Below are 13,348 nucleotides of genomic sequence, written 5' to 3' on the forward strand. Positions count from 1 at the left end.
GCGGCGTAAGAACCGCCCCGGCAGCGGGCATTCCGCTATGTTCGGCCTCGTGGACAAGGGATCGTTGCTCACCGAACTGATCCCGTTGGCGTTGGTGGTGGCGCTCTCACCGCTGTCGATCATCCCCGCGGTGCTGGTACTGCACACCGCGCGGCCCCGCCCGACGAGCCTGGCCTTTCTGGCCGGATGGCTGATCGGGTTGGCGGTGCTGACGAGCATCTTCCTTCAGGTGTCCAGCCTGCTGGGTGGCCGCGAGGGCCGACCACCGGGATGGGCGTCATGGCTGCGGATCGTGGTCGGCGCGGCGCTCATCGTGTTCGGGTCGTATCGCTGGTTCACCCGCAACAAGGCATCGCACAAGCCGCGCTGGATGGAGGGCGTGAGCACGCTGACCCCACTGCGCGCGGGCGGCACCGCGATGCTCTTGACCGTCGCCAATCCGAAGGTCCTGTTCATCTGCGCCGCAGCGGGTTTGGCGATCGGAACCGCCGGCGGTCCCCGCGACGACTGGGTGGCCGTCGCCTGGTTCGTGATCGCGGCCGGTTCGACGGTCGCGCTGCCGATCCTGGCCTACGCGGTCTCCGGCGACCGACTCGACCAGCCGCTGGCCCGGCTCAAGGACTGGATGGACCGACAGCACGCCGTCCTCATCGCGGGCATCCTCGTCGTGATCGGTCTCATGGTGTTGTACAAGGGCATTCACGGGTTATGACCCGCCGAGCTCCGGCAGCCCGAGCTCCGCGGCGTCGGCCGTCAGGTACCGCGTCACCGTCGGCGCGAGCAGCCGAACCAGGTCGTCATCGGGCAGCGTCGCCAACGGCGGGATCTTCATGACGAAGCGCAGCACCGCGGTGCCCACGAGCTGACTCGCCGCCAGCAGCGCTCGCAGCCGGGCCTCTTCCCCTCCACCGAGCTCAGCAGACACCGCGCTCAGCACGTGATCCTGCATGAACCCGCGGAACGCCTCGTGCGCGTCGGGGTTCGAGGTGGCCGACTGCAACATCGCGACCATCGTCGGGCCCGACTCCGGTGACTGCCAGATCCGCAGGTACGTCCGCACCATGCGGGTGCCGATGTCGGGGTCGTCGTCCGGGCCGCCGGCGAGCGCGGAGACCAGCGCACCGGGGGTGACGACGAGGTTGAGCGACTCGCGGAACAGCTGGGCCTTGGAGCCGAACAGATAGAGCACCATCGACGGGTCGACATGGGCGTCGCGGGCCACCGCACGCAGGGTCGTCTTCTCGTATCCCTCGGCACCGAAGCGCTTGCGCGCCGCCGCGAGCACCGCGTCGCGCGAAACCGGCTCGCCCTGTCGCCGGCCCCTGCGCCGGACTGTTTTGGCTGGTGACGCCATACCACGAGGCTATCATTTCAATGGGTGTTGAAATTGTCACGACGCGGCGTTACTCTGCCCGTACGCAGAAATTCAACGTCGAATGAAAAGGTGCGGATCATGACTACCGAAACCCCGGAAAGGGCCCCCCACCACGCTTCACCGGTTCACGAGCCCCCCGCCGCGGTACGCGCGACGGGCGTGGTCGTGGTGCTCACCGTCGTCATCGCGATCGTCGCGCTGGCCTTCGCGCTGCCCGCCGCTCGCAGCGGTCCACATAACGTGCCGATCGGCGCGGCCGGACCGCAGGCGGCAAGTGGCCAGGTGGTGGCGACCCTGGACCAGCAGGCACCGGGGGCGTTCTCGGTCACCTACTACCCCGGGGCCGACGCCCTTCGCGAGGCGATCCGCAACCGCGACGTGTACGGCGGCATCGCGTTCGGGCCCGAGGGACCCACGCTGATGACCGCGACCGGCGCCAGCCCGATGGTCGCCCAGATGTTGTCCCAGATCGGCAACGGCATCGCGCAGAAGACCGGCACGCAGTTGCACGTCGAGGACCTGGCGCCCCCGACCGCCGACGATCCGCGCGGCGCCGGCCTGGCCGCCTCTGCCCTGCCCATCACCCTCGCCGGGCTGCTGCCCGCGATCGCCTTGATGTTCGCGCTCAAGCGGGAGGTGTGGACCCGCTTCACCGCCGCCGTAATTTTCGCGGGCGTGGCCGGGCTGTCCATCGCCGCGCTGCTGCGCTGGGTGATGGGCTCGATCGAGGCGAACTTCTGGGGAGTCGCCGGTGCGCTGACGCTGGGTGCCCTGGCCATGGGGTTGACGCTTTTGGGCCTGGGGTCGCTGTTCGGGCGGGTCGGCCTCGCGCTGGGGGCGGCGCTCGCGCTGCTCGTCGGCAACCCGCTTTCGGGTCTGACCAGCGCCCCCGAAATGCTGCCGAGCGGGTGGGGCGAGTTCGGGCAGTTCATGCCTCAGGGCGCCAACGCCACCCTGCTGCGGTCGGCGGCCTTCTTCGACGGAGCAGGCGCCGCAGTACCGGTCCTCGTGCTGGCCTGCTGGACGGCCGTCGGAGTGGCGCTCATTGTGGTGGCGGCGCTTCGGCAGCGAAGGGTGACCCCCGGCTGACATACACTCGGGCCGCGTGGGACTCGACGACCGTGACGCGCTGAGCATGCTGCGCGACGCGGTCGATCCCGCGTCCGGCTCGGACCTGATCCGCAGCTTCTACACCCATTGGTTCGCGATCGACATCTCGGTGCGCGACCTGTTTCCGCCGGACATGGACGAGCAGCGTCAGCGGTTCGGCCACGCCGTCACCTGGGTGCTGGGCGAACTCGTCGCCCAACGGGCCCGGGAACCGGTCGCGTTCCTCGCTCAGCTCGGCCGGGACCACCGTAAATACGGTGTCCTGCAACGGCATTACGACAGCATGCAAACCGCGCTGTACGCCAGCTTCCGTAATCACTTGGCAGAGAACTGGGACGACAGGCTCGCCGAGACCGCACACGACGTCGTCGCGTTGATGATCGGGGTGATGCGCGGGGCCGCCGACGCGGAGCAGGGGCCGCCGTTCTGCGACGGCACGGTCATCGAGCACCTGCGGGTCACCCGCGACGTCTCCGTCGTGCGATTGCAGCTGGATCGTCCGCTGTTCTACCACCCGGGCCAGTACGTGACCGTTCAGGTTCCGCAGTGGCCGCGCCGGTGGCGGTATCTGAGCCCGTCGATTCCGACCGAGCCCTCCGGCGCCATCGAATTCCACATCCGCTCGGTGGCCGGGGGCATGGTGAGCACCGCGATCGTCGCGGAGACGAAACCCGGTGACCGGTGGCGGCTGTCCAATCCGCATGGCGGGCTGCACGTGGACCGCGACGGTGGCGACGTGCTGATGGTGGCGGGCAGTACCGGGCTGGCGCCGCTGCGGACGCTGATCATGGATCTCACCCGCTGGGGCGTCAATCCGCGGGTCCACCTTTTCTTCGGCGGACGGTATCCGTGCGACCTGTACGACCTGCGTACGCTGTGGGAGATCGCGTCGCAGAACCCGTGGCTTTCGGTCACGCCGGTCTCGGAGTTCAACGTCGACCCACCGTGGGCCACCGACTACCCGGACGTACGACCGCCGCGCGGTCTGCACGTGCGACAGACCGGCACGCTCGCCGACGTGGTCACCCGCTACGGCAACTGGGGCGATCGACAGATCCTGATCTGCGGCAGCCCGAACATGGTGACGGCGACCAAGGCGGCGCTGCTCGCCAAAGGAGCACCGGCCGAACGCATTCAGCACGATCCGCTGAGCTCCTGAATCGCGCGGCGCGACGGCGGTCGTACCCACTGAATTGTGCATCCGACGGCGGTTTCGTCGCGATGAGCGCAGCTGGTTTCACAAATCGCGCAGGCACGCGCTGTCGTGGCTTCATCTGAGCCCGGCGTGCGACGATCGTCTGGTGGTTGACTTCGATGCCGTCACGCTGAAGGACCCGTCGTCGGACCTGACCGCGACTTTCGTCCCGGCTGCCGGGATGATCGGCACGTCGCTGGCCGAGTCGGGCGACGAATTCCTCGGTCAGCGCCGCGGCTTGACCGCCTACGTGAACAACGGCAAGACGATGGGCATCCCGATCCTGTATCCGTGGGCGAACCGGTTGAGCGCCAATACCTATGAGGTCGACGGGTCGGTCGTCACCCTTACCCCGGGCGCAAACGGGGTCCGCACCGACGAGCACGGCGCGCCGATTCACGGTGTGCTCGCCGCCTACCCGGGGTGGAAGGTCACCACCCGCACCGAGAACGTGCTGACCGCCGAACTCGACTACGGCGCCGACGCCGAACTGCTCGCGTCGTTTCCGTTTCCGCACCTACTCACCCAACACGTCACGCTCGGCGATCGCACGCTCACCATCGAGACGACGGTCGCGCCCACTTCGTCGGCGGACGTGCCGCTGTGCTTCGGCTACCACCCGTACCTGAAGATCCCCGGCGTCGCGCGCGAGGAGTGGACGCTGAGCACCCCGGCGATGCGCCACCTGCCGGTGGACGACAACGGCATCCCCACCGGCGCTCACGAGCAATGGCCCGGCGGCGCAGAGCAATTGAAGGTCACCGCCTACGACGACGGTTTCGACCAGGTCCCAGAAGGCGCGGTGTTCACCCTCGCCGGCGGTGAGCGCCGCATCGAGGTCCGGTTCGAAACCGGTTATCCCGCAGCGCAACTGTTCGCCCCGCCCAATGACGACCTGATCGGCATCGAGCCGATGGCCGCGCCGACGGATTCACTGAGAAGGGGCGGATACCGAAAAGCGGCCCCCGGCAAGCCGGAGACCGCTCGGTTCTCGATCATTGTTTCTTGAGGAGTTTGTTACTCCGCCTGACGTCGCCGCCGAGCGGCTCCAGGTTGCCATACCACGACCGCGGTGCTCTTCGGCATCACGGCCAGATCGCGGCGCTGAGACCCGCGCAACGCCTCCAATTCGTCGGTCAGCTCCCGAACCCTCGCCTGCAGCGCCTCGACCTGGTTGGTCAGCTCGATGATGCGTTTGATCCCGGCGAGGTTGACACCCTCGTCCTGGCTCAGCCGCTGCACCTCGCGGAGAAGTTCGACGTCGTGCTGCGAGTAACGCCTGCCGCCGCCCGAGGTGCGTTGCGGGCGCACCAGGCCGAGCCGGTCATAGGTGCGCAGCGTCTGGGCGTGCATGCCGGCCAGCTCAGCGGCGACGGAGATCAGGAACGTCCGCGCCTCGTCGTTGGGCCGTTTCGCTGCCATCACGCACCTGCCCATCCAGCCCGCGGATCGAAGCCGCTGGCCCGCTCCGCCTTCGCATAGGCCTCCAACGCCTCGGCCGCCTCACCCTCGAGGTTGGGCGGCACCGCGACCTTCACCGTCACGAGCAAATCGCCGTGTCCGCCGGAGCGTTTCGGCACACCACGGCCGCGCACGCGCAGGATGCGTCCGTCCGACGTGCCCTTGGGCACCCGCACACCGACCTTGCCCTCGAGCGTCGGCACCGAAAGCGTTGTGCCAAGCGCCAACTCGTGGAAGCTGACGGGTACGGTGACGGTCAGGTCGTCACCGTCGCGGCCGAACACCTTGTCGGGCCGCACGTGGACGGTGACGTACAGGTCGCCCGACGGTGCACCGCGCAGGCCCGCTTCGCCCTGGCCGGCCAACCGGATTCGTTGTCCGTCCTCGACGCCCGGCGGGATCCGCACGTTGATCGTGCGGGTGCGGGTGGTCACGCCGGTGCCCTTGCACTCCTGGCAGGGGTGCTCGATGATCGAGCCGCTGCCACGGCATTCCGTGCACGGCTCGGAGAACCCAAACGCGCCCTGGTTGCGGTTGATCACCCCGGACCCGTTGCAGTTCGGGCACACCTTCGGGCTGGTGCCGGGGCGTGCGCCGCTGCCGTGACAGTTCGTGCACGGTGCGGGACTGGTCAGCCGCAACGGCATCGCCACACCCTTGGTGGCTTCCAGGAACGACAGCTCCGTCTCGGTCTCGAGGTCGTTGCCACGGCGTGGCCTGCTGGGCCGCGGCTGCTGGGCGCCACGGCCGAAGAGCCCACCGAAGAGATCGCCGATGTTGGCGCCGCCGGTCTGGCCGGCCGCATCGAAGAGGTCGTTCAGGTTGAACTCGGCGCCGTCGCCGCCGCCGAATCCGCCGAAGCCGCCACCGCCGCCGAATCGGCCGCGGCCGAAACCGCCGTTGGCGAACAAGCGCCGGGTCTCGTCGTACTCCTTGCGTTTGGCCGAATCCGTCAGCACCTCTTTGGCCTCGGAGACGGCCTTGTACCGCTCCTCGGCGGCCGAGTTCCCCGGATTGCGGTCGGGATGGTTCTCGGCGAGCAGCTTTCGGGCCGCCCGCTTGATTTCCTGTTCGCTGGCGTCAGAGGAGACGCCGAGCTCCTTGTAGAAGTCCTTCTCGACCCACTCACGCTGGGCCATACCGCGTCACCTCCTTCCGCTCTTGTCTGTTTATCGCAGTCTCATTCCGATTTTGATGGTTGACGACGAATCGCGCCGGATTAGTCGTCGCCGCCGAGTCGAAGGTGGCGCAGAATTCGCCCGTTTCGGCTATTCCGCGCCACCTTCTCATCAGGCTTCGGCTTCCGGCGAACCGTCACCGGCGGCGCCGTCACCGCCGTCGGCGGCCTCGCCCCCGTCGGGGACCGTGTCCACCACGCCGACCAAGGCGTGGCGCACGACCTGATCGCCGACCTTGTAACCGCGGCGCATCACGGTGCCCAAGACGGGGTGAGTGCCCTCACCCTCGTGCTGCACGGCCTCGTGGAGTTCGGGGTCGAACTCATCGCCTTCGGCGCCAAACGCCGAAAGGCCAAGCCCTTCAAGGGTGTTGACCAGCTTGTCGGCCATCACCTTGAGCGGACCGCTCTCGAGGTCCCCGTGGCTACGCGCGCGGTCGAGGTCGTCGAGAATCGGCAGCAGCGCCGAGATGACCGAGGCCTTCGCCCGGTCGGCCGCCACCTGCTGATCGCGCAACGCCCGCTTGCGGTAGTTCGTGAAATCGGCCTGTACCCGCTGCAGGTCGGCCAGCAGTTCGGAGGCCTTGTCGGCCTCCTCCCCTGCCGCCTTCTGTGCGGGCGCGTCCGGCGCCGGCTCGCCGGGGCTTGATGCCGCCCCGGCCTCACCGGCCGCCGAACCCGAACCTGCTTCTCTCACTTCACCGGTGACCGGATCGATGCGCCGTTTGTCGGTGACGGTCACCGGCTCGTGCGGATCGTTTCCTGTCACTTGTTCTCCTTGTCAGCGTCCTCGTCGACGACCTCGGCGTCCACGACGTTGTCGTCCGCCGGACCGGCGTCGGCGCCGCCGCCCGCGGCCTGCTCGGCCTGGGTGGCCTCGTAGATGGCCTGGCCCAGCGCCTGCGATTCGACGCCCAGCTTCTCCATCGCCGACTTGATCTCACCGATGTCGGTGCCTTCCAGCGCCTTCTTGGCATCGGCGATCGCGGAGTCGACCTTGGCCAACGTCTCCTCGGGGACCTTGGAGCCGCCCTCGCCGCCGCGCTGCTCGGAGACGAACTTCTCCGTCTGGTAGACCAGCGACTCGGCCTGGTTACGGACGTCGGCCTCCTCGCGACGCTTGCGGTCCTCCTCGGCGTGCGCCTCGGCGTCCTTGATCATCCGGTCGATCTCTTCCTTGGACAGGCCGGAGCCCTCCTGGATGCGGATCGTGTTCTCCTTGCCGGTGCCCTTGTCCTTCGCGGTCACGTGCACGATGCCGTTGGCGTCGATGTCGAAGGTGACCTCGATCTGGGGCACACCGCGCGGAGCCGGCGGGATACCGGTCAGCTCGAAGCTGCCGAGCAGCTTGTTGTGCGCCGCGATTTCGCGCTCGCCCTGATAGACCTGGATCTGCACCGACGGCTGGTTGTCGTCGGCGGTGGTGAAGGTCTCCGACCGCTTGGTCGGGATCGTGGTGTTGCGCTCGATCAGCTTGGTCATGACGCCACCCTTGGTCTCGATACCGAGGGACAGCGGCGTGACGTCAAGCAGCAGAACGTCTTTCACCTCACCCTTGAGCACACCAGCCTGCAGGGCGGCGCCCACCGCGACGACCTCGTCCGGGTTGACGCCCTTGTTGGGCTCTTTGCCGCCGGTCATCTCCTTGACCAGATCCGACACCGCGGGCATGCGGGTCGAGCCGCCGACCAGGACCACATGGTCGATATCGGACACCGAGATGCCGGCGTCCTTGACCACCTGCTGGAACGGCTGACGCGTGCGGTCGAGCAGATCCTGGGTGATGCGCTGGAACTCGGCGCGGGTCAGCTGTTCGTCGAGGAACAGCGGGTTCTTGTCCGCGTCGACGGTGATGTAAGGCAGGTTGATCGACGTGCTCTGGCTCGAGCTCAGCTCGATCTTGGCCTTCTCTGCGGCCTCACGCAGCCGCTGCATCGCCATCTTGTCCTTGGTCAGGTCGATGCCGGAGGTGCTCTTGAACTTGTCGACCAGCCACTCCACGATCCGGTCGTCCCAGTCGTCGCCGCCCAGGTGGTTGTCACCGCTGGTGGCGCGCACCTCGACGACACCCTCGCCGATCTCCAGCAGCGAGACGTCGAACGTGCCGCCGCCGAGGTCGAAGACCAGGATCGTCTGTTCCTTCTCGCCCTTGTCCAGGCCGTACGCGAGCGCTGCCGCGGTCGGCTCGTTGACGATGCGCAGCACGTTGAGCCCGGCGATCTGGCCGGCCTCCTTGGTGGCCTGACGCTGGGCGTCGTTGAAGTAGGCGGGCACGGTGATGACCGCATCGGTGATGTCCTCACCGAGGTAGCTCTCCGCGTCCCTCTTCAGCTTCTGCAGCGTCCGGGCGCTGATCTCCTGCGCCGTGTACTTCTTGTCGTCGATCTCCACGGACCAGTCGGTGCCCATGTGCCGCTTGACCGAACGGATGGTCCGGTCGACGTTGGTCACCGCCTGGTTCTTGGCGGGCTGGCCGACCAGCACCTCTCCGTTACGCGCGAACGCGACGACGGACGGCGTGGTGCGGGAGCCCTCGGAGTTCGCGACCACAACGGGATCGCCACCCTCCAATACCGCAACGACGGAGTTGGTGGTCCCGAGGTCGATTCCGACCGCACGAGCCATGTTTGTTCCTCCTGGATAGTCCTGCTAGGTGGGGTCTGAGTGCACCGCACTCAAGCCTGCGCCGACGAACCCTACCCTGTCAACCCAGACTTGAGTCCGTTTCACTCAAGTATCGATAGGCTCAACGGGGCCGCCGCAAGTTTTGTTCCCGGATTGGTCCCCGGGCCGGTATGTGGGACCGCGACATATCCGCTGCGAGCTTTCGTCACGCCGGCACAAGCGAACGCGACGTGCGGTCGCCGACTCTTGTCCGGACCGCACGGCCGACCTGCTGCGCGGAGGAAGCGAGTCACCATGTCGTCGTACGCGTCGGCCGTTCTGATCTTCCTGCTCACACTCTCGCCGGTACTGATCCCGGCGGCGATCACCGCGGGCCACGCTCTCGGCGCGGCACGGAAGCACCTCACGAACCCGGTCGCCTGAGCGATGCCCACACGGCAGAGGCGCCGCGCCGGTACCTGGCTGGCCGCGCATTCGGCCCAGCGCCTGCTTCCGCTCGTTCCTACCCCGCGCAGTTTCCGGTTCACCTCGCGCCACATCGCCGGGCCCGGCCGCATCAACGTGCCCACCCGTCACGGCAGCGTCGGCTGCCTGATCTACCAGCCACATCCTGCGGCGCCGTTGGCCGATGCGAGCGGTGGTCCGCCCGTCACCCTGCACCTGCACGGCGGCGCGTTCATCGTGCGCAACCCGCGGCAAGAGGAGTACCTTGCCGAATACATCGCGGCCGAGGTCGGCGCCGTGGTGGTACTGCCCGACTACGCCACCGCCCCCCAGGTTCAGTACCCGGTGGCAGAGCAACAGTGCTATGACATCGCACGGTGGTTGCGCCATGAGGGCTCCCACTACGGCTGGGACACCTCACGCATGTCGCTCTCGGGCGCGAGCGCAGGCGCCAAGCTGGCGGTGAACGTGTGCCAGCAATCACGCGAAGACGATGAGCTGAATTGGCGGGCAGCACTTCTGACGTTTCCGGTCACGGACCTCTCGCGCTTCGATCGAACGTCGGCGAAAAAGCGGGCGCGGATTTCCCCGACGATTCAACGCCTGGCCATCGAGGCCTACGTCGTCGACCCGAGCGTCCGGCGCGAACCACTGGCCTCCCCGGTGTTCGACACCGCCCTCGCCGAAGCCATGCCGCCCAGCCTGGTCATGACCGGCGAATTCGACACGCTCGGACCCGAGGGTGACGCGCTGGCATCAGAACTCGCTCGCCGAGGTGTAGCCACCACCCACCGCCGCTTCCCCGGCATCGACCACGGCTTCACGAGATCGCAAGCGGATGCTGCTCGCGAAGCCATGGCCCTCATCGGCGCTCATCTCATTCGGTACCTGACGTGAGAGGCGCCAGGATGCGTACCATTGTCGTTGCCCCACAACGGACAAGGGACAAGTTGGCGGGTTCGCACGAGCGATCCACGACGCCACGGCCATAACGTGGTCGGCATGCCTCGATCGATCTCCCGACTCAGAACCGCAGACCTCACCGACCGGGTGGCGGTGATCACCGGCGCGGGCAGCGGCATCGGCCGCGAGCTGGCGTGGCTGTGCGCCGAACGCGGCGCCCACCTCGCACTGTGTGACATCGACGACGCCGGTCTGGCCCACACCGCCGATGCGGCCCGAAGCTGGGGAACACAGGTGCTGACCCGCCATGTCGATGTGTCCGACGCCGAGGAAATGTCCGCGTTCGCCGACGCCACGTTCGACCGCTTCGACGGGGTGGACTTGGTGGTCAACAACGCCGGCGTAGGACTGGTCGGCGGGTTCCTCGACACCAGCGCCAAGGACTGGCAGTGGCTGGTCGGCGTCAACCTGATGGGGGTCGTGCACGGTTGCGACGCCTTCCTGCCCACCATGATCGAGTCCGGCCGCGGCGGCCACGTCGTCAACCTCTCCTCGGCCGCCGGCCTGTTGGCTAATCCACAGCTGAGCGCCTACAGCGCAACGAAATTCGCCGTCCTCGGATTGTCGGAAGCTCTACGGATGGAGCTCAGGCCACACCGCATCGGTGTCACGGCGGTGTGCCCGGGCATCATCGACACCGCCATCACGCAGAACAGCCCGATCCGCGGCGACGGCGACTCCGACGAGCGCCGCGCCCGGCTCGCGTCGACCTACCGCAAGCGCGGGTACTCACCCGAGCGCGTCGCGCACAACACCCTGCGCGCAGTCGACCGAGGCCGCGCCGTGGCGCCGATCGCCGCCGAGGCGCACGCCATGTATGCGCTCTCGCGCTGCGCTCCACCGCTGGCGCGGTGGGTCGCCGCCCGGACCGCCGAGATGACGAAATGACGCAGCTGGCGGGTCGACACGCCCTGGTCACCGGAGCAACGGGCGGAATCGGCCACGCGATCGCACAAGAACTCGCCGCCCGCGGCTGTTCGCTCACGGTCACGGGCCGACGCGAGCTGGAGCTCAAGCGGTTGGTCGGCGAGCTGGGACCGGCCGCCCGGGGGCTTACCGCCGACCTCACCGACCTCGACCAGGTGCGCGACCTGATGGACCGCGCGGGCCCAGTCGACGTGCTCGTCGCCAACGCAGGCGTCGGCATCCCGGAAGACCTGGCGATGCTGAGCGACGCTGAGATCGCCGATGCCATCCACGTCAACCTTCTCGCTCCGGCGGCCCTCGCACGAGCGGCGGTGGTGCCGATGAAGCGACACGGGCGCGGGCACATCGTGTTCATCTCCTCGGGAGCGGGCCTCATCGCGACCCCTGGCAACGGCTCGGTCTACACGGCGACGAAGTGGGGCCTGCGGGGCCTCGGCCTGGCCCTGCGGCACGAACTGCACGGAACGGGCGTCGGGGTCTCGACCGTCTTTCCCGGACCGATCCGGGACGCCGGAATGTTGGCCAACACCGGCGTCACCCTTCCGCGCGGATTCGGCACGAGCACACCGCAGGACGTCGCGCGAGCGGTGGCCCAGGCTGTGGAGCGGGATATACCGGAGACGACGGTCGCGTCGGTCGGCGTGCGACTGCTGGTCGGATTTGGCGCTCTCGCACCGGTTTTGATAGGCGAGGTCGCTCGGCTGGGCGGCGTCGGGAGGGTGCGCGACGCGATGCTCACTAGGTGACCAGCTCAACGAGGGCGAGTGCGGCGCGCAACTCGAGGGTGCGCTTGTCGACCGGACGCCCCAGCAGTTCCTCGGCCTGACGGATCCGGTAGGCGACGGTGTTCTCGTGCACGTGCAGCCGTTTGGCGGTCCGTCCGCGGCTGCCGTTCTCCTCGAGGTAGGTCCGCAGCGTCGCAGCCAGCCGGCGGGTCGCCTCATCCGTCGCTCCCAGCTTGCCGAGTTCGCGTCGCACGAACGCCGCTGCCTGGTCGGCGTCGACTGTGGCAAGCGCACGTAGCGAGACGGTGTGGTAACGCGTGACACTGCCCGCCGGGCGCCCGGTTAGCCGGGCGACCCGTTGGGCTTCAAGCGCCTCGACGTGACTGCTCCGGAAACCCGCGATGCCGCGCGCGGGCTCCCCGACCGCGATCCGTACCCCTGGCGCCGTGACGGTGCGGAAGCGCAACTCGTCGAGCACTTTCGACGGAACCTCGCTGTGCGAGCCGATCCACGCCGCGGCCGAGAGGATGCCGAGCGGGTGCACCAATGGCTTCTGGTCACCGATCGCCGCGGCGATGTCGCGGATGGCTGACTCCAGCAGTGCTTGGGTGTTGCGGCCCTCCTCATGCGAGTCCAGCCAAGCGATCGCCGCGACGTGCACTCGGCGGACGTCGTGGCGCAACCGCCTGCTCGCCACCTCGGTGTCGATCGGCGCGCCGGCCAGGATGGTGCCGATGGTCTCGGCCTGGCTCGCGGCAGCACTGCGCAGCCATCGGTCACGCTCTGCCGTGTAGACCTCTTCCACCAAACACAGCGCGGCGTCCACATAGGCGAACATCCACTCCGAACTCAATTCCGTTGCCAGGATCAGCTCCTCGGCGTCGCGCGCGTGGGTTTCCAGGATCGAGGTGAAGTGCTGGGCGGTCGCGGCGTGTGCGAGCCGGTAGCTGCGCATCAGGGTGGCCAACGGGATGGCGTGTTGCGCACCGTCCTGGGCGTAGGCCAGCGTAGGCGATGCCAGCCGGGCCGCCTCGCCGGGATCGGCACCGGCCAGCAACACCTCGGCGAAATCTCGGATACTGGCCTCGGTGCTCGCCCGGTTCACTTCGAGCGCCTCGGCGCTGGCGAGCAGTTCGGGGAGCCGCTCGCTGGTGAAATCGTTGACCACAGCAGAGATCTCATTGGCCCGCGCCGCGAGTTCGGTGGCCGCAGGACACAGCACCGACGACCACACCCGACATCGGTCCTCACCGCGCGCGCCCGCCCAGGCCGGCTCCATGCAGAGCACGGTATCGCCGGCGGCCAACCGCTGATACGCAAATTCCACAACGGCCGGGCACAACGTT

General features: G+C 68.1%; 14 protein-coding genes. 8 read left to right on the plus strand and 6 right to left on the minus strand.

Annotation, left to right across the window (positions count from 1 at the left end; genetic code table 11):
* The first annotated feature begins 49 nt into the window (after positions 1-49).
* Positions 50-712 (plus strand): GAP family protein, encoded by a 663-nt coding sequence (locus A5650_RS03035; RefSeq protein WP_231992509.1) that lies wholly within the window; start codon positions 50-52, stop codon positions 710-712.
* On the opposite strand, the gene A5650_RS03040 is transcribed toward A5650_RS03035, so the two are convergent.
* Positions 707-1,354, minus strand: coding sequence for a TetR/AcrR family transcriptional regulator (locus A5650_RS03040; RefSeq protein WP_067091873.1), 648 nt, complete (start codon positions 1,352-1,354; stop codon positions 707-709). The two genes, A5650_RS03035 and A5650_RS03040, sit on opposite strands and share 6 nt — an antisense overlap.
* Positions 1,355-1,453: 99 nt before the next feature.
* Here A5650_RS03040 and A5650_RS03045 point away from each other — a divergent pair, with 99 nt between their 5' ends.
* The 3 genes from A5650_RS03045 (at position 1,454) to A5650_RS03055 (ending at position 4,689) form a co-directional block, all read left to right on the plus strand.
* Positions 1,454-2,464: a hypothetical protein gene (locus tag A5650_RS03045; protein ID WP_067286126.1), complete on the plus strand. Its 1,011-nt coding sequence runs from the start codon at positions 1,454-1,456 to the stop codon at positions 2,462-2,464.
* Positions 2,465-2,480: 16 nt separating this feature from the next.
* On the plus strand, positions 2,481-3,644 hold the full coding sequence (locus A5650_RS03050; protein WP_067286128.1) for an FAD-binding oxidoreductase: 1,164 nt from the start codon (positions 2,481-2,483) through the stop codon (positions 3,642-3,644).
* A 142-nt stretch (positions 3,645-3,786) separates the two neighbouring features.
* On the plus strand, positions 3,787-4,689 hold the full coding sequence (locus A5650_RS03055) for an aldose 1-epimerase (RefSeq protein ID WP_067286130.1): 903 nt from the start codon (positions 3,787-3,789) through the stop codon (positions 4,687-4,689).
* Between the two features lie 8 nt (positions 4,690-4,697).
* Here the strand turns inward: A5650_RS03055 and A5650_RS03060 are convergent, their stop codons facing one another.
* From A5650_RS03060 to dnaK, 4 genes are all read right to left on the minus strand, one after another.
* Positions 4,698-5,102 (minus strand): heat shock protein transcriptional repressor HspR, encoded by a 405-nt coding sequence (locus A5650_RS03060; protein WP_067286132.1) that lies wholly within the window; start codon positions 5,100-5,102, stop codon positions 4,698-4,700.
* Positions 5,102-6,280, minus strand: a complete 1,179-nt coding sequence (gene dnaJ / locus A5650_RS03065; RefSeq protein WP_067286134.1) for a molecular chaperone DnaJ — start codon at positions 6,278-6,280, stop codon at positions 5,102-5,104. The genes A5650_RS03060 and dnaJ overlap by 1 nt, the downstream gene beginning before the upstream one ends.
* Positions 6,281-6,430: 150 nt before the next feature.
* The gene (gene grpE, locus A5650_RS03070) at positions 6,431-7,087 is read right to left on the minus strand and encodes a nucleotide exchange factor GrpE (protein WP_067286136.1); all 657 of its coding nucleotides are present in this window, start codon (positions 7,085-7,087) and stop codon (positions 6,431-6,433) included.
* Positions 7,084-8,943: a molecular chaperone DnaK gene (gene dnaK, locus A5650_RS03075; RefSeq protein WP_067286139.1), complete on the minus strand. Its 1,860-nt coding sequence runs from the start codon at positions 8,941-8,943 to the stop codon at positions 7,084-7,086. Before dnaK ends, grpE begins: the two co-directional genes overlap by 4 nt.
* A gap of 294 nt (positions 8,944-9,237) precedes the next feature.
* On the opposite strand from dnaK, the gene A5650_RS27485 reads away from it, so the two are divergent.
* From A5650_RS27485 to A5650_RS03090, 4 genes are all read left to right on the plus strand, one after another.
* A complete protein-coding gene (locus A5650_RS27485; protein ID WP_286150351.1) occupies positions 9,238-9,366 on the plus strand; it encodes a hypothetical protein in 129 nt (42 codons plus the stop codon).
* A 3-nt stretch (positions 9,367-9,369) separates the two neighbouring features.
* On the plus strand, positions 9,370-10,284 hold the full coding sequence (locus A5650_RS03080; RefSeq protein WP_067286141.1) for an alpha/beta hydrolase fold domain-containing protein: 915 nt from the start codon (positions 9,370-9,372) through the stop codon (positions 10,282-10,284).
* Between the two features lie 105 nt (positions 10,285-10,389).
* The gene (locus tag A5650_RS03085; RefSeq protein ID WP_067286197.1) at positions 10,390-11,238 is read left to right on the plus strand and encodes an SDR family NAD(P)-dependent oxidoreductase; all 849 of its coding nucleotides are present in this window, start codon (positions 10,390-10,392) and stop codon (positions 11,236-11,238) included.
* On the plus strand, positions 11,235-12,023 hold the full coding sequence (locus tag A5650_RS03090) for an SDR family NAD(P)-dependent oxidoreductase (RefSeq protein WP_067286143.1): 789 nt from the start codon (positions 11,235-11,237) through the stop codon (positions 12,021-12,023). The genes A5650_RS03085 and A5650_RS03090 overlap by 4 nt, the downstream gene beginning before the upstream one ends.
* On the opposite strand, the gene A5650_RS03095 is transcribed toward A5650_RS03090, so the two are convergent.
* The gene (locus A5650_RS03095) at positions 12,016-13,281 is read right to left on the minus strand and encodes a PucR family transcriptional regulator (protein WP_067286199.1); all 1,266 of its coding nucleotides are present in this window, start codon (positions 13,279-13,281) and stop codon (positions 12,016-12,018) included. The genes A5650_RS03090 and A5650_RS03095 overlap by 8 nt on opposite strands.
* Between the last annotated feature and the right edge of the window lie 67 nt (positions 13,282-13,348).

It is taken from the genome of Mycobacterium sp. 1164985.4, from assembly GCF_001668575.1.
In the GTDB taxonomy this organism is placed as follows: Bacteria; Actinomycetota; Actinomycetes; order Mycobacteriales; family Mycobacteriaceae; genus Mycobacterium.

What these genes read in the sequence shown, in the direction of transcription:
- A5650_RS03040 (WP_067091873.1), bottom strand. Translation starts at nt 1,354, where the DNA reads ATGGCGTCACCAGCCAAAACAGTCCGGCGCAGGGGCCGGCGACAGGGC.
- A5650_RS03080 (WP_067286141.1), top strand. Translation starts at nt 9,370, where the DNA reads ATGCCCACACGGCAGAGGCGCCGCGCCGGTACCTGGCTGGCCGCGCAT.
- dnaJ (WP_067286134.1), bottom strand. Translation starts at nt 6,280, where the DNA reads ATGGCCCAGCGTGAGTGGGTCGAGAAGGACTTCTACAAGGAGCTCGGC.
- A5650_RS03095 (WP_067286199.1), bottom strand. Translation starts at nt 13,281, where the DNA reads ATGGAGCCGGCCTGGGCGGGCGCGCGCGGTGAGGACCGATGTCGGGTG.
- A5650_RS03045 (WP_067286126.1), top strand. Translation starts at nt 1,454, where the DNA reads ATGACTACCGAAACCCCGGAAAGGGCCCCCCACCACGCTTCACCGGTT.
- A5650_RS03060 (WP_067286132.1), bottom strand. Translation starts at nt 5,102, where the DNA reads ATGGCAGCGAAACGGCCCAACGACGAGGCGCGGACGTTCCTGATCTCC.
- dnaK (WP_067286139.1), bottom strand. Translation starts at nt 8,943, where the DNA reads ATGGCTCGTGCGGTCGGAATCGACCTCGGGACCACCAACTCCGTCGTT.
- A5650_RS03090 (WP_067286143.1), top strand. Translation starts at nt 11,235, where the DNA reads ATGACGCAGCTGGCGGGTCGACACGCCCTGGTCACCGGAGCAACGGGC.
- A5650_RS03085 (WP_067286197.1), top strand. Translation starts at nt 10,390, where the DNA reads ATGCCTCGATCGATCTCCCGACTCAGAACCGCAGACCTCACCGACCGG.
- A5650_RS27485 (WP_286150351.1), top strand. Translation starts at nt 9,238, where the DNA reads ATGTCGTCGTACGCGTCGGCCGTTCTGATCTTCCTGCTCACACTCTCG.